The sequence below is a fragment of the Sphingomonas sp. JUb134 genome (genome assembly GCF_004341505.2).
Lineage (GTDB): Bacteria > Pseudomonadota > Alphaproteobacteria > Sphingomonadales > Sphingomonadaceae > Sphingomonas.
Genome location: NZ_SLYP02000001.1, coordinates 2,402,141 through 2,419,592 on the forward strand (window position 1 = coordinate 2,402,141; position 17,452 = coordinate 2,419,592).

General features: G+C 68.9%; 18 protein-coding genes. 13 read left to right on the forward strand and 5 right to left on the reverse strand.

Translation table 11 applies throughout. The features are described from left to right. Positions 1–2 precede the first annotated feature (2 nt). On the reverse strand, positions 3–1,283 hold the full coding sequence (locus tag EDF69_RS11070) for an efflux RND transporter periplasmic adaptor subunit (RefSeq protein ID WP_339538309.1): 1,281 nt from the start codon (positions 1,281–1,283) through the stop codon (positions 3–5). Here EDF69_RS11070 and EDF69_RS11075 point away from each other — a divergent pair. Then, positions 1,276–2,058, forward strand: coding sequence for a TetR/AcrR family transcriptional regulator (locus EDF69_RS11075; protein ID WP_239555433.1), 783 nt, complete (start codon positions 1,276–1,278; stop codon positions 2,056–2,058). The two genes, EDF69_RS11070 and EDF69_RS11075, sit on opposite strands and share 8 nt — an antisense overlap. Before the next feature lie 20 nt (positions 2,059–2,078). Here the strand turns inward: EDF69_RS11075 and EDF69_RS11080 are convergent, their stop codons facing one another. Beyond that, a complete protein-coding gene (locus tag EDF69_RS11080; protein ID WP_339538311.1) occupies positions 2,079–2,753 on the reverse strand; it encodes a Crp/Fnr family transcriptional regulator in 675 nt (224 codons plus the stop codon). 239 nt (positions 2,754–2,992) lie between these two features. Here EDF69_RS11080 and EDF69_RS11085 point away from each other — a divergent pair, with 239 nt between their 5' ends. From EDF69_RS11085 to ccoS, 9 genes are all read left to right on the forward strand, one after another. Further along, positions 2,993–3,292, forward strand: a complete 300-nt coding sequence (locus EDF69_RS11085) for a hypothetical protein (RefSeq protein WP_132882029.1) — start codon at positions 2,993–2,995, stop codon at positions 3,290–3,292. A gap of 97 nt (positions 3,293–3,389) precedes the next feature. After that, positions 3,390–5,075, forward strand: a complete 1,686-nt coding sequence (gene ccoN, locus EDF69_RS11090; RefSeq protein WP_132882028.1) for a cytochrome-c oxidase, cbb3-type subunit I — start codon at positions 3,390–3,392, stop codon at positions 5,073–5,075. An 11-nt stretch (positions 5,076–5,086) separates the two neighbouring features. Continuing rightward, positions 5,087–5,821 (forward strand): cytochrome-c oxidase, cbb3-type subunit II, encoded by a 735-nt coding sequence (gene ccoO, locus EDF69_RS11095; RefSeq protein WP_132882027.1) that lies wholly within the window; start codon positions 5,087–5,089, stop codon positions 5,819–5,821. Then, positions 5,818–5,982 (forward strand): cbb3-type cytochrome oxidase subunit 3, encoded by a 165-nt coding sequence (locus tag EDF69_RS11100; protein ID WP_125960008.1) that lies wholly within the window; start codon positions 5,818–5,820, stop codon positions 5,980–5,982. The genes ccoO and EDF69_RS11100 overlap by 4 nt, the downstream gene beginning before the upstream one ends. Further along, the gene (gene ccoP, locus EDF69_RS11105) at positions 5,975–6,940 is read left to right on the forward strand and encodes a cytochrome-c oxidase, cbb3-type subunit III (protein ID WP_132882026.1); all 966 of its coding nucleotides are present in this window, start codon (positions 5,975–5,977) and stop codon (positions 6,938–6,940) included. The genes EDF69_RS11100 and ccoP overlap by 8 nt, the downstream gene beginning before the upstream one ends. Further along, complete coding sequence (locus EDF69_RS11110) at positions 6,927–8,474, forward strand: 4Fe-4S dicluster domain-containing protein (RefSeq protein WP_132882025.1); 1,548 nt, start codon at positions 6,927–6,929, stop codon at positions 8,472–8,474. The genes ccoP and EDF69_RS11110 overlap by 14 nt, the downstream gene beginning before the upstream one ends. Further along, complete coding sequence (locus EDF69_RS11115) at positions 8,471–8,950, forward strand: FixH family protein (RefSeq protein ID WP_132882024.1); 480 nt, start codon at positions 8,471–8,473, stop codon at positions 8,948–8,950. Before EDF69_RS11110 ends, EDF69_RS11115 begins: the two co-directional genes overlap by 4 nt. After that, positions 8,947–11,094, forward strand: a complete 2,148-nt coding sequence (locus EDF69_RS11120; RefSeq protein WP_132882023.1) for a heavy metal translocating P-type ATPase — start codon at positions 8,947–8,949, stop codon at positions 11,092–11,094. Before EDF69_RS11115 ends, EDF69_RS11120 begins: the two co-directional genes overlap by 4 nt. Beyond that, positions 11,091–11,255, forward strand: coding sequence for a cbb3-type cytochrome oxidase assembly protein CcoS (gene ccoS, locus EDF69_RS11125; RefSeq protein WP_132882022.1), 165 nt, complete (start codon positions 11,091–11,093; stop codon positions 11,253–11,255). The genes EDF69_RS11120 and ccoS overlap by 4 nt, the downstream gene beginning before the upstream one ends. 309 nt (positions 11,256–11,564) lie before the next feature. Here the strand turns inward: ccoS and EDF69_RS11130 are convergent, their stop codons facing one another. Further along, complete coding sequence (locus EDF69_RS11130; protein WP_132882021.1) at positions 11,565–13,112, reverse strand: alpha/beta fold hydrolase; 1,548 nt, start codon at positions 13,110–13,112, stop codon at positions 11,565–11,567. Positions 13,113–13,367: 255 nt separating this feature from the next. Between EDF69_RS11130 and EDF69_RS11135 the strand changes: the two genes are divergently transcribed. Together EDF69_RS11135 and chrA are read left to right on the forward strand one after the other, a co-directional pair. Next, positions 13,368–13,754: a VOC family protein gene (locus tag EDF69_RS11135; protein ID WP_339538318.1), complete on the forward strand. Its 387-nt coding sequence runs from the start codon at positions 13,368–13,370 to the stop codon at positions 13,752–13,754. Between the two features lie 222 nt (positions 13,755–13,976). Then, complete coding sequence (gene chrA, locus EDF69_RS11140) at positions 13,977–15,167, forward strand: chromate efflux transporter (RefSeq protein WP_239555435.1); 1,191 nt, start codon at positions 13,977–13,979, stop codon at positions 15,165–15,167. A gap of 143 nt (positions 15,168–15,310) precedes the next feature. Here the strand turns inward: chrA and EDF69_RS11145 are convergent, their stop codons facing one another. Further along, the gene (locus EDF69_RS11145) at positions 15,311–16,000 is read right to left on the reverse strand and encodes an OmpW/AlkL family protein (RefSeq protein WP_239555437.1); all 690 of its coding nucleotides are present in this window, start codon (positions 15,998–16,000) and stop codon (positions 15,311–15,313) included. 130 nt (positions 16,001–16,130) lie between these two features. Between EDF69_RS11145 and EDF69_RS11150 the strand changes: the two genes are divergently transcribed. Beyond that, positions 16,131–16,370: a hypothetical protein gene (locus EDF69_RS11150; protein ID WP_132882020.1), complete on the forward strand. Its 240-nt coding sequence runs from the start codon at positions 16,131–16,133 to the stop codon at positions 16,368–16,370. Positions 16,371–16,426: 56 nt separating this feature from the next. On the opposite strand, the gene EDF69_RS11155 is transcribed toward EDF69_RS11150, so the two are convergent. Further along, positions 16,427–17,437, reverse strand: a complete 1,011-nt coding sequence (locus EDF69_RS11155; RefSeq protein WP_132882019.1) for a 2-hydroxyacid dehydrogenase — start codon at positions 17,435–17,437, stop codon at positions 16,427–16,429. Positions 17,438–17,452: the final 15 nt, after the last annotated feature.

Here is a 17,452-nt window from a genome sequence, read left to right on the forward strand (position 1 = left end):
GATCAGCGTCCCGATGCGGGGCCGTTGGCGGCACCCGGTTGCCCGGGCTGCCCCGACTGCGCGGCACTGCCGCCCTGGCCGGGCTGCCCGGCGGCCCCACCCTGTCCGGCCGGCCCGGCGCGGCCAGGGGCGCCGGCTGCGGCCGGTTGCTCGCCCTGCACCCGCACCTTGCCGCCCGGCTGCACCTTCTGCCAGCCTTCGGTGATCACGCGATCGCCCGCCTTCAGGCCCGAGCGGATGATCCAGTTGGCGCCGCTCTGCCCGCCCAGCTGCACTTGGCGCGTGCTGACGCTTCCGTCCTGCGCGACGACGGAGACGCTCGCGTTGGTGCCGTTGATCTGCACGGCGCGCTGCGGCACCATGAAGCCGTTGACGGTGCCCGCCGACAGGCGGCCGCGCACGAACTGTCCCGGCAACAGGCGGCGATCCGGGTTCACGAAGCTTGCCCGCAGCACCTGGCTGCCGGTTGCGGGATCGACGCTCAGGTCGGCGAAGTTCAGCCGGCCGACCAGACCATATTCCTCGCCGCTCTCCAGGATCAGCCGGACTTCCACGCCGGTGAGCGTCGGAAGCTTGAGTTCACCGTTGCGCGCGCGGGTAAGCAGCGTCTGCAACTCGGTGCTCGACTGGGCGAAGACAGCGTAGACCGGGGTCAACTGCTCGATGGTCGTGAGCGGCGTCGCCTGGGTGGCGCTGGCAAGCGCACCCTCGGTCACCTGCGCCCGACCCACCCGGCCGCTGATCGGCGCCCGCACGGTGGCGTAGCTCAGCTCCAGCTCGGCACGCGTCAGCGCCGCGCGCGCATCGGCGACGCTCGCCTCCGCCTGGCGAAGCGTGGCCTGAGCAGCCTCGAACTCCTGCGCGCTCACCGCACGCTCGCTGATGAGCGGGCGGTAGCGTTCATACACTTGGCGGGCGTTGACGCGCGTCGCCTCTGCACGCTGCACTGCAGCGCGAGCCTGCTGCACTGCCGCGCGCTTGTCGCGCGGATCGATCAGGAACAGCGGCGTGCCTTCGCGCACGTCGGTTCCTTCCTGATAGAGACGGCGCTCGATGATGCCGTCGGTCCGCGCGCGGACTTCCGCCGAGCGCACCGCCTCGATGCGGCCGGGCAGCTCGATGATGTTGGGCACGCTCTGCGCCTGGATGGTCACCACCGACACGAGCGGCGGTGGAGGTGCAGGCGGTTGCTCCGCACCGCCGCCACAAGAGGCGAGCGCAAGCGCACCAGCGACGACGACCAGCGTCCGGCCGGGCCGGCCGAAGGAGGGGGCGATGATCACAAACGATTCTCCAAGAGGGCGAGCCCGTGCAGGCGCGGATTTCTGTACCGCTCCGTTGCGACAAATCAACTGTGTCGTGCATTTTTTTGCGGACCAGTTTATAACGTTTTCCGGGAAGCGTGGAGCTACTGATTTGAAATGTGGTGAACGCCGGGGCGCCGGCCGTCCGACGCGCGAAGAAGCAGCTGCTATCAACGATCGTGTGCTCGACGGGGCCCGTACCGCTTTCTGCCGCCAGGGGATATCCGGCGCGTCGATGGATGAAATCGCAACCGCGGTCGGCGTCACCAAGCACACCATCTACCGCCGCTATCCCAGCAAGGCAGCGTTGCTCGAAGCCGTTGTGCAGCGCGACATCGCGCGCTTCGCAGGAGAGATGCAGGCGAATAGCGATCAGGCGGCGGCAGAGGCCGGTGACCCCGTGGAGGCGCTGAAACTCGCCACGCGACGTTTCTTCCAATGCTGCGTAACGCCGGAGGACGTCGCCTTCATCTCCTTCCTCCAGGCGGAGGGCGCCTTTTCGGAGGACATGCGCCGCAAGCTGACCGAGTGGGAGCGCGTTGCTAACGCACCGCTGCGCGAGCGCATCGAAGATGCACAGGCGGCCGGCTGCGTTCGCACGGGCGACCCCGCCAGGATCTGTGAAGTTCTGGTCGATCTGATCGACGGCGGCGCCCGGCGGTCCACCTCCGCCGAAGGCACCAAAAGCCTTTCCGAAGAGCGGTTCGAGGAGCGCTGGAACATCTTTGCCCGTGCTATGCTCGAGCGCTGTTGAGGCACCCTAGCCCGGCGAGGTTACTCGGCGGTCTCGCCCTCCGTCTCCAGGCGCTCCGCATCGAGGATGCGCACCCGCTTGCGTCCGGCCGCGACGATGCCGGCACGCTCCCACCGGCTCACCAGCCGGCTGACGCTGTGCAGCGTCGTCGCGGTCAGTTCGGCGAGGTCCTGACGCGAAAGCGCCACTTGCACCCCACCCTCGCCCGGCGCCCCGTCCGCTGCGAGCCGAAGGAGCGCGCGCGCCACCCGCTGCGCGACCGGCAGCGTGGATACCTCATGAAGCCGCTGGAGCATCTCCTCGTTGCGCTCGGCGATCATCTGCAGGAAGTTGCTCGCAAGTTCAGGGTGCGCGGCGATGAGCTGGCGCATTTTATCGGCCGGCCAACTCAGCGCGCGAATGTCCGTCAGTGCCGTGACGGTCGCGGGATAGGGCATCTGGCGGAGCGCCGCGACGCAGCCCGGCATCGTCCCCGGCCCCAGCATGTGCACGGTCATGGCCGTGCCTCCGGTCGACGTCCGCCACACCCGCACCCGCCCCTCTGTCAGCAGCAGGAACTGATCGGGGTAGTCCTCCTCGTACATGAGGACCTGACCGGCCCGGTACGTCCGGGGGGTCGCAGTGCGACGCAGCGCGGCGTCCAGTTCTTCCGGAAGACCGTCAAATAAGCGGCAATGGGTCAACAATCCTGGCACGGTGATTCCGTTTCTCCGCGCGAGGAAGCGGCGCGCCCGTTACAAGCAACTGCGAACCCCCCGCGGCTTCCCCGACAGTCCAGCACCTAGAAACCCGCACGACATGCTTCTTTGACGCGCGTCAAACGGCGTTGTTTGACCGCCATCAAATCCCGTTCGTCTCGGTCGTGCCATTCGGAACCCGTGATTCCGGGCACCTGAGCTGTGCCGGGACTATTGGCGCAGGGAGGACGATGCGCATGCCGATCGGAGTAATCACCGGTACCTATGGGCTGTTGATCCTGGTGACGCTGGTGTCGGGGTATTTCGCATTCCTGCACGCCAACACGCTCGCGCGGGAATCGCAGACGCCCGACAACGACGTCGTCGCGGGTCGAAGTCGCCCGGTCGGCCGCCGCGGGCGGGCACGCCGTTCGATCCTGGCGGTGACCATCTTCCACCTGGCCTGGATCGGCCTGATGGTTCTGATCGGCCTGCACGTGAGCGGCACGCTTTCCACCCTGGTCAAGTCTCAGGACGTGACGGTGCAGCGGCCGTAGGCGCCCGCGCCGCAGGTCTTGACGGAAATCAATGTTGCAGGGGGCCGAGCAGCCGAGGGCCCCCGTTAGCTGGATCGGCTGCTCGAGCGAGGGGCTCATGGACAATATCATCACAAATGCCGGGGCCTGGTTGCTCCTGGCCATTCTGGCGCTGTTCGGCGCGGCGCTTGCCGCCGACGCGGGCTTCGCCGTCCACATGGGAATCATGGCGATCGCGGCTCTGGCCGCGTCGTTCCTCACCATCTCGAAGGGCGACTTCAACGCGCTCCCGGGTCGGCTTGCCGGCCCCGCGGCTCTGCAGAGCCGCTATTACGACGACGTGATCCGCTGGGGCGTGATCGCGACCGTCTTCTGGGGCGTCGTCGGGTTCCTGGTCGGCGTCGTCATCGCCCTCCAGCTCCCCTTCCCGGCCCTGAACCTCAACAACGAGTTCACGACCTTCGGGCGCCTGCGGCCACTGCACACCTCGGCCGTGATCTTCGCGTTCGGCGGCAACGCGCTGCTCGCGACGAGCTTCTATGTCGTGCAGCGCACCTGCCGCGCGCGGCTGTTCGCACCCAAGCTCGCGAACTTCGTGTTCTGGGGCTACCAGCTGTTCATCGTTCTTGCGGCGACCGGCTATGTCCTCGGCATCACCGAGGGCAAGGAATATGCCGAGCCCGAGTGGTACATCGACCTTTGGCTGACGATCGTCTGGGTCTGCTACCTCGCGGTCTTCGTCGGCACGATCGTGAAGCGGTCCGAACCCCACATCTATGTGGCGAACTGGTTCTACCTGTCCTTCATCATCACCATCGCGATGCTGCACATCGTCAACAACCTGTCGATGCCGGTGTCGCTGCTGGGGTCCAAGTCCTACGCCGCCTTCGCGGGCGTGCAGGATGCGCTGACCCAATGGTGGTACGGCCACAACGCGGTCGGCTTCTTCCTGACCGCCGGCTTCCTCGGCATGATGTACTATTTCGTGCCCAAGCAGGCCGAACGGCCAGTCTACAGCTACCGGCTGTCGATCATCCACTTCTGGTCGCTGATCTTCCTCTACATCTGGGCAGGTCCGCATCACCTCCACTACACGGCGCTGCCAGACTGGGCGCAAACGCTGGGCATGGTGTTCTCGGTGATGCTGTGGATGCCCAGCTGGGGCGGCATGATCAACGGCCTGATGACGCTCAACGGCGCCTGGGACAAGATCCGCACCGATCCGATCATCCGCATGATGGTCTTCGCGCTCGCCTTCTACGGCATGGCGACCTTCGAGGGCCCGATGATGTCGATCAAGTCGGTCAACTCGCTCAGCCACTATACCGAATGGACGGTCGGCCACGTGCACTCCGGTGCGCTCGGTTGGAACGGCATGATCACCTTCTCGGCGATCTACTACATGGCGCCGCGCCTGTGGGGTCGCGAACGGCTCTACTCGCTCCGGATGGTGAACTGGCACTTCTGGCTCGCGACGCTGGGGATCGTTCTCTACGCCTCCTCCATGTGGGTGGCGGGCATCACCCAGGGCCTGATGTGGCGCGAGTACGGCGAGGACGGGTACCTAGTCTACGCCTTCGCCGAGGTCGTCTCCGCGATGAAGCCCTACTACGTGATCCGCATGCTGGGCGGCCTGTTCTACCTCACCGGCGCGCTGGTGATGGCCTGGAACATCTTCAAGACGATCAAGGGCGACCTGCGCCAGGAGGCGCCGATGACCGACGCCGCCTTTGATCCCGAGGCGGACCGCCCGGTCGTGCGGGTGCCCGCCGCCGGTACCCCCCAGCCCGCTCCCGCCGAGTAAGGACAAGGACGATGGCTTCCAAGTTCCTCGATCACAAGAAGATCGAACGCAACGTCACCGTGCTGGGCGTCCTCGCCTTCCTGACGGTGATCATCGGCGGCATCGTGGAGATCGCTCCCCTGTTCTGGATCGACTCCACGGTCGAGAAGGTGGAGGGGGTCCGCCCCTACACCCCGCTCGAGCTCGCGGGTCGCAACATCTACATCCGCGAGGGCTGCTACAACTGCCACAGCCAGCAGATCCGCCCCTTCCGGGACGAGGTCGAGCGCTATGGCCACTACAGCCTAGCGGCCGAGAGCATGTACGATCACCCGTTCCAGTGGGGCTCCAAGCGCACCGGGCCGGACCTGGCCCGAGTCGGCGGTCGCTACTCGGACGAGTGGCACGTCCAGCACCTCAAGGACCCGCGCTCCGTGGTGCCGGAGTCGATCATGCCGCCCTATGCCTTCATGGCCGCGCGCGACCTGGATGCGGGCGACATGGCCAAGCACCTGACCGCCATGCGCCGGGTCGGCGTCCCCTACACCGACGAGGACATCCAGAAGGCGCAGCAGGACCTGTCGCTCCAAGCCCTGGCCGACGGCGACGCCGCCGACCTCGCCCGCCGCTATCCCAAGGCGCAGGCCCGTGACTTCGACGGGGATCCAAACCGACTGACTGAGATGGATGCGCTGGTCGCGTACCTCCAGATGCTCGGCACCACCGTCGATTTCCGGTCGGCGGAGGCACAGGAGCAGCCCCGGTGAACTACAGCGATCTGCGGCATTTCGCAGACAGCTACGGCCTGGTCTTCATGAGCGTGGTCTTCCTCGTGCTGGTCGGATGGACGTTCCGCCGCAACGCCGGGAAGCACCACGACCAGGCCGCCCACAGCATCTTCGAGGAAGAGGACCGCTCCGATGGTTGAGCGCAAGCGGATCGACGACAAGACCGGCACCAGCACCGTCGGCCACGAATGGGACGGCATCGAGGAACTCGACACGCCGATGCCACGCTGGTGGCTGATCACCTTCTTCGCCAGCATCGTGTTCGCGGCGGTGTATGTCGTGCTCTACCCGGCGTGGCCGCTGGTCCACAGCGCCACCGCCGGCGTGCTGGGCTGGTCCAGCCGCGGCCAGCTGGCGAAGGAAGTGGCGACCGAGGGCACCCGCAAGGCGCCGATCGAGCAGGCCCTGGCCCGCGTCCAGATCGAGCGTCTGCCGGAGAACAGCGAGCTGTTTCAGGCGGCCGTTGCCGGCGGCAGCGCGGCGTTCAAGGTCTATTGCGTGCAGTGCCATGGCGCAGGCGCCGCCGGCACCAAGGGCTATCCCAACCTCAACGATGACGACTGGCTCTGGGGCGGCGACCTGAAGACGATCCAGCAGACGCTGCTGAACGGCATCCGCCAGCCCGGCAACGATGCGACCCGCATGTCGGTGATGCCGGCCTTTGGCCGCGACGGCATCCTCCAGCCGGCAGAGGTTCAGGACGTGGTGAGCTATGTCCGGGTTCTCTCCCATCAGGAGAAGCCGAGCGAGGCCGCCCGCCGCGGCGCCACGCTGTTCGCGAACAACTGCGTCGCCTGCCACGGGCCGCAGGGCAAGGGCATGCGCGAGTTCGGTGCCCCGAACCTGACCGACGGCATCTGGCTGTACGGCGGCGATCGCGACACGCTGACGGAGACCGTCACCAACTCGCGCTATGGCGTGATGCCCGCCTGGGGTCATCGCCTCGACCCCGTCACCATGAAAATGCTCGCGGCCTATGTCCATTCGCTGGGCGGCGGCGAGGCGTTCGTACCCGAGACGCCGGCAGCCGTTGCGGCCGCCACGTCCAACCCGGAGGCGGCCACACCGGTCGCGCAACCCCGAAATGTCCAGCCCTGACGACCTGGCGGGCCCCAAGCAGAAGCTGTTCGAGGCCCGCACCAAGATCTTTCCCAAGGCAGTCGACGGCAGCTTCCGCCGGCTGAAGTGGGCGCTGATGGCCGTGACCCTGACCATCTACTATGTGACGCCGTGGCTGCGGTGGGATCGGGGGCCGTACGCCCCCGACCAGGCGGTGCTGGTGGACATCGCCCACCGCCGCTTCTTCATGTTCTCGATCGAGATCTGGCCGCACGAGTTCTACTATGTGGCCGGTCTGCTGATCATGGCGGGCATCGGCCTGTTCCTGGTGACCTCTGCGGTGGGGCGCGCCTGGTGCGGCTATGCCTGTCCGCAGACGGTGTGGACCGACCTGTTCGTCCATGTCGAACGCGCGATCGAAGGCGACCGCAACGCCCAGATCCGCCTGCAAAAGGCGCCATGGGGTCCGGCCAAGATCGCCAAGCGCGTCACCAAGCATGGCATCTGGCTGCTGATCGCGGTTGCGACCGGCGGTGCCTGGATCTTCTACTTCGACGATGCGCCGACGCTGTTCGGCCAGGTCGTCCGCGGCGAGGCGCCGATCGCCGCCTATGCCACCATCGCGATCCTGACCGGCACCACCTATGTGCTGGGCGGCCTGATGCGCGAGCAGGTGTGCGTCTACATGTGCCCCTGGCCGCGCATCCAGGGCGCGATGCTCGACGAGAAGTCGCTGCTGGTCACCTACAAATATTGGCGGGGCGAGCCGCGCACCCATGGTCTGAAGCGCGCCGGCCCTGCCGCGCGCCGGCCGGAGGTGCAGGACCAGGGCGCCGAGCCGCAGGTCGGCATCCCCTCGCTGGTGGCGCTCGCCGCCAACCCGGAAAAGACGCCGCGGATCGGCGACTGCATCGATTGCAACGCCTGCGTCGCGGTGTGCCCGACCGGCATCGACATCCGCAACGGCAGCCAGATCGGCTGCATCACCTGCGGGCTGTGCATCGATGCGTGCGACCAAATCATGGCCAAGATCGGCCGGCCGCCGCGGCTGATCGGCTACAGCACCATCGCCGACGAGACGATCGCGGGCGAAGGCGGCGAGCCGATGCATCCGCTGCGCCGGCTGCTGCGGCTGCGCACCATCCTCTACACGCTGGTGTGGGCGGGGATCGGCATGGGCATGTTGTTTGCCCTGGGCACCCGCACGCGCATCGACCTGTCGGTCAGCCAGACGCGCAACCCGCTCTACGTCCGCCTGTCGGACGGCAGCATCCGCAACACCTACACGGTCAAGGTCCGCAACATGGAGAACCGCCCGCGCGAGGTGGAGATCGGGCTTTCGGGCCTGACGCGCGCCGCCATGTGGAACGACGCCGGCAGCCGCGAGACGGCGGGCTCGACCGTGCGGCTGAAGGTGCCCGCCGACCAGGTCGCGAGGACCCGCGTGTTCGTAGCCGCGCCCGCTCAAGGACCGACCCGCCAGGACGTGACCTTCACCGTCCGCGCCCTCGACCAGGAAGGCGGCCAGGACACCGACGAGAACTTCTTCGAGCGCCCGGAGACCGGACAATGATCAGCCCCCGCCCCGCCCCCGCCCGCCGCTTCACCGGCTGGCACATGCTGGCGATCCTGCTGGGCATGTTCGGCACGATCATCGCCGTGAACTTCGTCATGGCGCGCTTCGCGGTCGGCACGTTCGGGGGAACCGTGGTCGACAACAGCTATGTCGCCAGCCAGAAGTTCAACCGGTGGCTTGCCGAGGCACGCGCGCAGGAAGCGCTTGGCTGGAAGCTGGACGTGACGGTGGATCACAGCCGCACCGTCCGTATCGCCACCCGCTCGCCGATGGGGCCGCTGTACGCCGCCACGATCGACGCGGTAGCGACCCACCCGCTGGGCCGCGCGCCCGAGCAGAAGCTCCACTTCGTGAACGTCGGCGGCGGCGCCTTCGCCTCGCAACAGCCGCTGCCGGAGGGACGCTGGCTGCTCCGGATCGGGGTCCGGGAGGGGCGCAGCACCGCCCGCTTCGACGACCAGGTCGGCGCATGAACGCCCCCGCCCCCGCGGCCGTTGCGGCCGAGCGCTGCGCCACCAGCCAGTTCAGCGTGCCGACGCTGCATTGCGCCGGCTGCATCGCCAAGCTGGAGGGCGGGCTCGCCGCCACGCCGGGGGTGATCGACGCGCGGGTCAACTTCACGGCCAAGCGGGTGCGGGTCACCCATCTCCCCGAACTCGACACCGGCGCGGTGCGCGCGGCGATCGCCCGCATCGGCTTTCCCGCCGAGCCGTTCCTGGGCGAAGCGGACGGTGCCGCCAGCCGGGAGAGCCGCGAGCTGGTGAAGGCGCTGGCCGTCGCCGGCTTCGCCGCGATGAACGTCATGCTGCTGTCGGTGTCCGTCTGGTCCGGCGCGGAAGGCGCGACCCGGCAGCTGTTCCACTGGCTGTCGGCGATGATCGCGCTGCCGGCGGTCGCCTATGCCGGGCGCCCGTTCTTCCGCAGCGCCTGGGCGGCGCTGCGCCATGGCCGCACCAACATGGACGTGCCGATCTCGATCGGGGTGGTCCTCGCCTGCGGGCTGAGCCTCTACGAGACCGCGACCGGCGGCCACGACGCGTACTTCGACGGCGCCGTCATGCTGCTGTTCTTCCTGCTGGCGGGGCGCTTCCTGGACAGCGTGATGCGGGCGCGGGCGCAGGACAGCGCGGGCGCGCTGCTGCGCCAGACGGCGCCCGGCGCGCAGGTGCTCGACAAGCAGAACGTGCCCCAGTGGCGCGCGGCCGAGGAGGTTGCCCCCAACATGCGGATGCTGGTGGCGGCGGGCGACCGGCTGGCGGCCGACGGCGTGGTGGAGAGCGGCACCAGCAGCGTCGACCGGTCGCTGATCACCGGCGAAAGCGTGCCGGAGACGGTGACAGCCGGCAGCAAGGTGCTCGCGGGCACGATCAACATGGACGGGCCGTTGATCGTGAAGGTGACCGCCGCGGGCGAGAACACCGCGATCGCGGACATCGCCCGGCTGATGGAGGCGGCGGGCGGCACCAAGTCGCGCTACGTCCGGATCGCCGATCGCGCCGCACGGCTCTATGCGCCGGCGGTCCACAGCCTGGCGGCGTTGAGCTTCCTGGGCTGGATGCTGGCCGGGGCCGGCGTGCACCAGGCGGTGCTGATCGCGGTCGCCGTGCTGATCATCACCTGCCCCTGCGCCTTAGGATTGGCGGTGCCGGTGGCCCAGGTGGTCGCGTCCGGCGCGCTGATGCGGGCGGGCGTGCTGATCAAGGACGGTTCGGCGTTGGAGCGGCTGGCCGAGGCCGACGTCGCGCTGTTCGACAAGACCGGCACGCTGACCTTGGGACGGCCGACCCCGTTCGACACCCTGCCGCTCACCGCAGAGGAGAAGCCGGTCGCGCTCGCGCTGGCGCGCGCCAGCCGCCATCCGCTGTCCCGGGCGCTGGCGGCAGCGCTGGAGGCAGAGGGCATCCAGGCAGCGACGCTCGCGGACATGATCGAGCAGCCCGGCCTGGGCATCGAGGGACATGTCGATGGGATGCGTGCACGGCTCGGCCGGGCGGACTGGGTCGGCGCGGAGCAGCCGGCGGAGGGCGCGGCGCTCAGCACCGGCTTCGTGCTCGGCAGCGCGCCGGCGCGGCTGCTGCGGTTCGAGGACGCCCTGCGGCCCGATGCCGAGACGGCAGTCGCGCGGCTGCGCAGCCAGGGGCTTGCGCCCGCCATCCTGTCCGGAGACCGGGCGCAAGCCGTGGCGGCGATCGGCCATCAGCTGGCGGTCGAGGCGACGGCCGAGCTGTCGCCCGCCGACAAGTTCGCCGCGATCGAGCGGCTGGCCGCCTCCGGTCGCCGCGTGCTGATGGTGGGCGACGGCCTCAACGACGGCCCGGCGCTGAAGGCGGCGCACGTCTCGATCGCCCCCTCCTCCGCCAGCGACGTCGGCCAGACCGCCGCGGACCTGCTGTTCCTGGGCGACCGGCTGATGCCGGTGCCGGTGGCGATCGCCGCCGCGCGCCGCACCATGGCGGTGGTGCGGCAGAACTTCGCGCTGGCGATCGGCTACAACGTGCTGGCCGTGCCGCTCGCGATCGCGGGCTATGTGACGCCCCTGATCGCGGCGCTCGCCATGTCCGGTTCCTCGCTGATCGTGGTCGCCAATGCGCTGCGGCTGCGGAGTGCTGCGCGATGAACGGCCTGGCCCTGTTGATCCCCATCGCGCTGCTGCTCGGCCTGGCGGGCCTGGGCGCGTTCTTCTGGTCGGTGAAGTCGGGCCAGTTCGAGGACATGGACGGCGCCGCCATGCGGGTGTTGATCGATGACGAGGCCCCGGCCGAGGGTCCCGACGAGTGATCGGATCGCGGAAGGTTAGGCTAAAGTTAGTCCAAGAACGCTTCCGTCGTCCTGTGCCGAAAGCGCGTTTTCGCGGCAGTGCGCGGCTTCTCCGGGCGGCATCACGCCGGCCCGGATTGCATCCTTCGCGCAGCTGATGGCGATCATGCTCCGGCAACGCTCCGACCTTGGGTTGAGGGGAGAGGAGCGTAGCCCGGGGTCGCTGCTGTAGGACAGAGGCGGCCTCGTTCCGGCGCGCCTGGGGCATGGACCTCCACCTTCAGATCATGCGCTATCGGGACGGCATCGGGTTGAAAGCGGACGTCCGGCCTATTGGGGAGCCTCAAGCCCGCGCGGCGCGAGCGCATCGCGCAACCAGTCGCCGACCAGCGAAACGAGCCGGGGCGAACCGAGGTTCGCACCCAGGGCGGCGCTCTCTTCCACGGTTCCGGTCGTGGCGCCTTCCTGGAACCAATGGCTCAGCCCGTCGAACACCACCACCCGGGCGCGCGGATTGGCGGCAAGCGCAGTACGCGCGGCGGGCGCCTCCTGCGACGCGACGACCAGCGGATCCAGCGTGCCGAACACCGCCAGCACCGGCACCTGCAACGCGCGCAGATCGGACGCGGAGCGCAAGCGGTGCGCCCGGGCCACCTCTTCGGTATCGATCATCGCCAGCCCCGCTTCGCTTTCGACCCGTGTGAAGCCCGACGCCTGCAGCCGTTCGACCAGCGTGGCGCGCAGCGGCGCCATCGCCGCGGCATCGCGGTTGTCGATCCGACCCTGGATCAGCGCAAGCGCGGCATCCACCGTCGGCTCGATCGAAGCCGCCGGCCGGTGTGCTGCAACCATCTGGTTGCGCAGCGCCTGGCGGAGGTAGGGCAGGCCGTCGCCGACGGAGCCCGCCAGCGTCACCACCGCGGCGATGGCCGGATCGGCCGCGGCCACGGCCGGGGCGATCACGCCGCCTTGGCTCTGCCCGACCAGCGCGACGCGGCGGCCGTCGAGGTCCGGCCGGCGGCGCATCGCGGCCACCGCCGCTGCGGCATCGGCAGTCAGCCGCTCGATGTCCTCGCGATACTCGCCGGTCGACTGGCCGATGCCGCGCTTGTCATATTCCAGTGTGGCGATGCCATCCGCGGCGAGTCGCTTCACGATCTCTGGGAAGCCGCCGCGACCATTGCGCCCGTGACCCTGGATCAGCACGGCGATCGGCAGCGGGCCGGGGCGCCCGACCGGCAGGTGCAGCGTTCCTGCCAGCGTCACGCCGGGTTCGGACGGGATCGTCACGTCCATGGCGATCGACCGCGGGCGAAAGGCGGCAAAGGCGCTAGTCACTCCGTCGCGGTCGGGTGCGCCGCGCTGAAACGCGACCGGGCCCAACGTCACGTTTCCCGCCGCGAGCCCGAGCGGGACGGACAGCGACTGGGTTCCGGCGGCGAAGGCGGAGGGCGCGGTGCCGCTGATCGTCACCTGCTGCCACCTGGGGGCAAGCGTAACCTGCGCCTGGGCGAAGCGGGCGTAGCCGGGTGCTCCGCCCTGCATTCCGATCGTCACGGCCGTGGGGCGTTCCGCGCATACCCAGAACACCGCACTCACCCGTTCTCCAGCGGAGAGCGCTCCCGGTATCGAAAGCGCGGCGCCGCTGGACCATGGCTCGCCACCGCTCGTGCCACGCGGCTCGACCCGCACCGTGCCCTCTCCAGGCACGTCGGCATCGCGTGTCCGGGTATAGGCGGTGCCATAGACCTGCCATTCGGACGCGGGCAGCACCTGCGTTTCCTGCGAACGCGCCGGCATCGGTGTGGAAAGCGCAACCGTCGCCAGCGGCAGCGCCCAGCGCAGTAGACCCTTCGAGCGTGTGCCGGTGTGTGCCATGCGCCTTCTCCCTGTTCGGTTGCGATCAGTCCATGAGCATGCCGTCCACGCACAGCCGCGCCTGCCAGCGCGAACGCTTCGGGCCGTTACCTTCCGGTCCGCGACTGGGTGATCAGCGGGCAGCCTCCCTTGACGAGGAAGACCGTCATAGCAGGCATCGCGCGGCGCCGCTGCCTTTCCCGCGACGATCTCAAACGGGCAGCGTGCCTTGGCGCAACGCGCAGATTCGGGCAGCTTCACCGGATGCCCCAGCGCTTGAGCCTGACCACCCTTCTCGTCGACGAATATGACACCGCCCTGTCCTTCTTCGTCGGGAAGCTTGGCTTCGAGTTGCGTGAGGATTCCGAGCTGGCAGACGGGACGCGGTGGGTCGTGGTCGCGCCGCGCGGTGCGCAGGGCGGACTGCTCCTGGCGCGCGCAGTAGGCGACCGGCAACGGCAGGCGATCGGGCATCAGGGCGGTGGGCGGGTGTTCCTGTTTCTGGAGACCGATGACTTCGCCCGGGATCACCTCACCTACACAAGGCGGGGCGTGCGTTTCGTCGAGGCGGCTCGCCACGAGCCATATGGCATCGTCGCCGTCTTCGAAGACCTTTACGGCAACCGCTGGGATCTGATCCAACCTGCTTCCGTGGAGCGATAGTTCGCGGCCTCTCCGCCTGGAGTCGGAGAACGGAAGGCCCCCCCTGAATAAGCCGCGGTAGGGCGGATCGGCCGCGAGGGCGTTCATCGCTCGCTGGCGGCCGTTGTGTCGGGGCGGTGATCGTGCATAATTGGTCGCACGGGCCTTTGTCGCGGACGCCCGTTCAGACGGTTGTCGTCCAAGTCCGCTCCCGGAGTCGCGCCTTTGCGACCAGGAGCCGATATGATGCACGCCCATTCGCCCCACCCTTCCGCCATCAGCCTTCCCCAGCTGTTCGCCAAGTTCCTGCGCTTCGGCCTGCTCGCCTTTGGCGGGCCGGTCGCGCAGATCGCGATGATCCGCCAGGCGCTGGTGGAGGAGGAAGGCTGGATCCCGGGCAGCCGGTTCAACCGACTGCTGGCGGTGATGCAGGTGCTGCCCGGGCCGGAGGCGCACGAGCTGTGCGTGCACATGGGCATGGTCGCGCGCGGGCGTATCGGCGGGGTGCTGGCGGGCCTGGGGTTCATGCTGCCGGGCTTCCTCCTGATGCTGCTGTGCGCCTGGGCCTATGCCGCCTTCATTGCGGGCAATGCGCAGCTCGCGGGCGTGCTGCTGGGCGTGCAGGCAGCGGTGCTGGCGATCATCCTGCGGGCCGTGCACCGGATCGGCAGCCATATCCTGGTCGACCGGACCCTGGTGGGGCTGGCGATCCTCGGCCTCCTCGGCACGCTGGCGGGCATCCCCTTCTGGATCCTGCTGGCGGCGGCGGGGGCTGCCCATGCGTTTCTCAGGCGGCCGGTGGCGATCCTCGGCTCGGTGCTGCTGGTGGCGGTCGCGGCCTGGATCGGGATCCAGGCCCGCGGGGCGCCGGACGCCGTGGTCGCGCACGCGGCGGCCCCAGCCGGGGTTCTCGCGCTGTTCGTGGCGGGGCTGAAGGGCGGGCTTCTCACCTTTGGGGGCGCCTATACCGCCATCCCCTATGTGCGCGAGGATACGGTCGGCCGGGGCTGGCTCGCGGACGGCGCCTTCCTGGACGGGGTGGCGCTGGCCGGGCTGTTGCCGGCGCCGCTGGTGATCTTTGCGACCTTTGCCGGCTATCTCGCCGGGGGCCTGGCGGGTGCGCTGGCGATCACGGCGGGCATGTTCCTGCCGGCCTTTGCCTTCTCGCTGCTCTTCTTCGAGCGGCTGGAGGCGCTGGTCGACAACCCGACCCTACAGCGCGTGCTCGACGGCGTGGCGGCCATGGTGGTCGGCATCATCGCGGCGACCTTCCTGGAACTCGGCCCCAGCACGCTGGAGCGAGCGCCCCGGCTGCTGCCGGTGGTGGCGATCTTCGTGGTCGCGGCGCTGGTCAGCTGGCGGCTGAAGGGGCGCTGGCTGCCGCTCGCGCTTGTGGGCTTTGGCGGCGCGGCGGGCTGGCTGGCGCTTTCCTGACGCCCTGCGGCCGCTTGTGGCCGGTTCGTCTTCCACTCCAGCGTCGTCGCACACGGAAAAACCCTGCCCCTCCGCCTCTCCGTCCTGCGCGGGCAGTCGGTTGAGGTGGAGGAACAGGGTCCCCTCGCTCCGGGCGGAGAGCCTTAGAAGCGGGTGCCGATGCCGATGCCGAACACCAGCGGATCGAGGCTGAGCTTGACGGTCTGGCGACCGGCCGCGGTGGTGTAGAGCTTGGCGGTGGTGTCGATGTCGATGTACTTCACATCGAGGTTCAGGAAGACCTTGGGTGTGAGGTCGATGTCGACGCCGGCCTGGGCGGCCCAGCCGAAGCTGTCGTCCATCTTGACCCGGGTCTCGCCGACCGCCGCCTCGAGCGAACCCGACGCCTTCTCGTTCCAGAAGATCGTGTAGTTGACGCCCGCGCCGACGTAGGGGCGCACGGTGCCGATCGGGTTGAGGTGGTACTGGGCCGTGAGCGTCGGCGGCAGCACCCAGGTGCTGGCGAGCTTGCCGAGCGAGCCGGTGGTACCGGTCTGGCCCGACGCCTTGTGCTTGGTGGTGGAGGCGATCAGTTCGAAGCCGATGTTGTCGGTCGCCATATAGGTGACGTCAACTTCGGGCATGAAGCTGTTGTTGACGCTGACCTTTTCACCCGGGAACGCCGGGAGCACGCTGCCCGACTTCTCGTTCGGCGCCACGACGATGCCGCGCAGGCGGACCAGGACGTCGCCTGCCGCGAGGCCGACGCGGCCGGTATCCTGGGCTGCCGCAGGCGTTGCCGCCACACCGGCTGCAAGAGCGGCGAGGATCGCGCCCTTCATCGTCTTGTTCATCCCCCGTCTCCTTCAAATTGGGTGAGGGCGGGATAGGAGCGGCCCGGTCCGCCAGCTTTGATCCAGCCCAAAGCCGTGTTTGCGCGCGGTCAACGTGGACAGGGAGGCCACGGCGCATGAAGGTAGCGCGATGCTGACCAGCGCCCCGCCCCTCACGCGTCTCGCTTGTGCGGCCCTGTCCGGGGCCAGCGCGCTGATGCTGGCAGTGCCCGCGGGTGCGCTGCCGAGCCGGGTGCTGGTGGTGGCGACGTGCCACGGCGGGCGCGTGTCGATCCCCATCGGGGAGGACCGGCAGGGGCCGGACAAGCAATGCCCCGGCGGGTGCCACGCCGCCTGCGCGCGCAAGCGTGGGGAAGACGACGCGGACTAAGGGCCTGGACGGGCGCGGTCGGCGTTGCCACCGCCGCGACCGCTGGTACCGCGTGGCTAGGCGTGCACCATCTCTGCGCTGAGGCGTAGCGGGAGCGGTTCACCGGCTTCGGCGCGGGCGAGGCTGTCGAGGGTGGTGGCGGCGATGGCTTCGAGCGCTTCGTTGGTCAGGAACGCCTGATGGCCGGTGACGAGGACGTTCGGAAAGGTCAGCAGGCGCTGGAAGACATCGTCCTGGATGATCTCGTCGGACAGATCCTCGAAGAACAGGTCCGCCTCCTGCTCATAGACGTCCAGTGCGACGCCGCCGATCTTGCGGGACTTGAGGCCTTCGATCAGCGCAGAGGTGTCGATCAGCCCGCCGCGGCTGGTGTTCACGACGATCAGGCCGGGGCGTGCGGCCGCGATGGCTGCGGCGTCGACGATGTGGCGCGTCTCCGGCGTCAGCGGACAATGGAGGCTGACGATGTCGACCTGGCGCAGCAATTCGGCCGGCTCGACATAGCGCACGCCGATCGCTTCCAGTTCGGGATCGGGCGTGACGTCGCTTGCCAGCACCTCGCAACCGAAGCCGAGGCGAAAGGCGCGCGCGACATACCCGCCGATGCGGCCGGTGCCGATGACGCCCACCGTGCGGCCGTGGACGTTGCGGCCGATCAGCCCGTCGAGCGCGAAATTGTTTTCCCGCACGCGCGCCCAGGCGCGGTGGATCTTGCGATCGAGCGCCATCAGCAGTGCGACGGTGAACTCCGATACCGCGTGCGGCGAATAGGCGGGCACGCGCACGACCGTGATGTCCAGCGCGTCGGCGGCACGCAGATCGACGTTGTTGAAGCCGGCGCATCGCAGCGCGATGGTGCGGATGCCGGTGTTCGCCAGCGCCTCCAGCACGGGACGGTCGACCCGATCGTTGACGAAGACGCAGACCGCGTCATGGCCCTCCGCCAGCACCGCCGTCTGCTCGTCCAGCCGCGCCTCGAAGAAGCTCAGCCCGTGGCCGAACTTCGCGTTCGCGGCCTCCAGGAACCGGCGGTCGTAACCCTTGGTACTGAACACCGCGACGCGCATGCTTGTCTCCCCCTG

What these genes read in the sequence shown, in the direction of transcription:
- EDF69_RS11075 (WP_239555433.1), top strand. Translation starts at nt 1,276, where the DNA reads ATGATCACAAACGATTCTCCAAGAGGGCGAGCCCGTGCAGGCGCGGAT.
- EDF69_RS11085 (WP_132882029.1), top strand. Translation starts at nt 2,993, where the DNA reads ATGCCGATCGGAGTAATCACCGGTACCTATGGGCTGTTGATCCTGGTG.
- ccoN (WP_132882028.1), top strand. Translation starts at nt 3,390, where the DNA reads ATGGACAATATCATCACAAATGCCGGGGCCTGGTTGCTCCTGGCCATT.
- ccoO (WP_132882027.1), top strand. Translation starts at nt 5,087, where the DNA reads ATGGCTTCCAAGTTCCTCGATCACAAGAAGATCGAACGCAACGTCACC.
- ccoP (WP_132882026.1), top strand. Translation starts at nt 5,975, where the DNA reads ATGGTTGAGCGCAAGCGGATCGACGACAAGACCGGCACCAGCACCGTC.
- EDF69_RS11110 (WP_132882025.1), top strand. Translation starts at nt 6,927, where the DNA reads ATGTCCAGCCCTGACGACCTGGCGGGCCCCAAGCAGAAGCTGTTCGAG.
- EDF69_RS11115 (WP_132882024.1), top strand. Translation starts at nt 8,471, where the DNA reads ATGATCAGCCCCCGCCCCGCCCCCGCCCGCCGCTTCACCGGCTGGCAC.
- EDF69_RS11120 (WP_132882023.1), top strand. Translation starts at nt 8,947, where the DNA reads ATGAACGCCCCCGCCCCCGCGGCCGTTGCGGCCGAGCGCTGCGCCACC.
- ccoS (WP_132882022.1), top strand. Translation starts at nt 11,091, where the DNA reads ATGAACGGCCTGGCCCTGTTGATCCCCATCGCGCTGCTGCTCGGCCTG.
- EDF69_RS11130 (WP_132882021.1), bottom strand. Translation starts at nt 13,112, where the DNA reads ATGGCACACACCGGCACACGCTCGAAGGGTCTACTGCGCTGGGCGCTG.
- chrA (WP_239555435.1), top strand. Translation starts at nt 13,977, where the DNA reads ATGATGCACGCCCATTCGCCCCACCCTTCCGCCATCAGCCTTCCCCAG.
- EDF69_RS11145 (WP_239555437.1), bottom strand. Translation starts at nt 16,000, where the DNA reads ATGAACAAGACGATGAAGGGCGCGATCCTCGCCGCTCTTGCAGCCGGT.
- EDF69_RS11150 (WP_132882020.1), top strand. Translation starts at nt 16,131, where the DNA reads ATGCTGACCAGCGCCCCGCCCCTCACGCGTCTCGCTTGTGCGGCCCTG.
- EDF69_RS11155 (WP_132882019.1), bottom strand. Translation starts at nt 17,437, where the DNA reads ATGCGCGTCGCGGTGTTCAGTACCAAGGGTTACGACCGCCGGTTCCTG.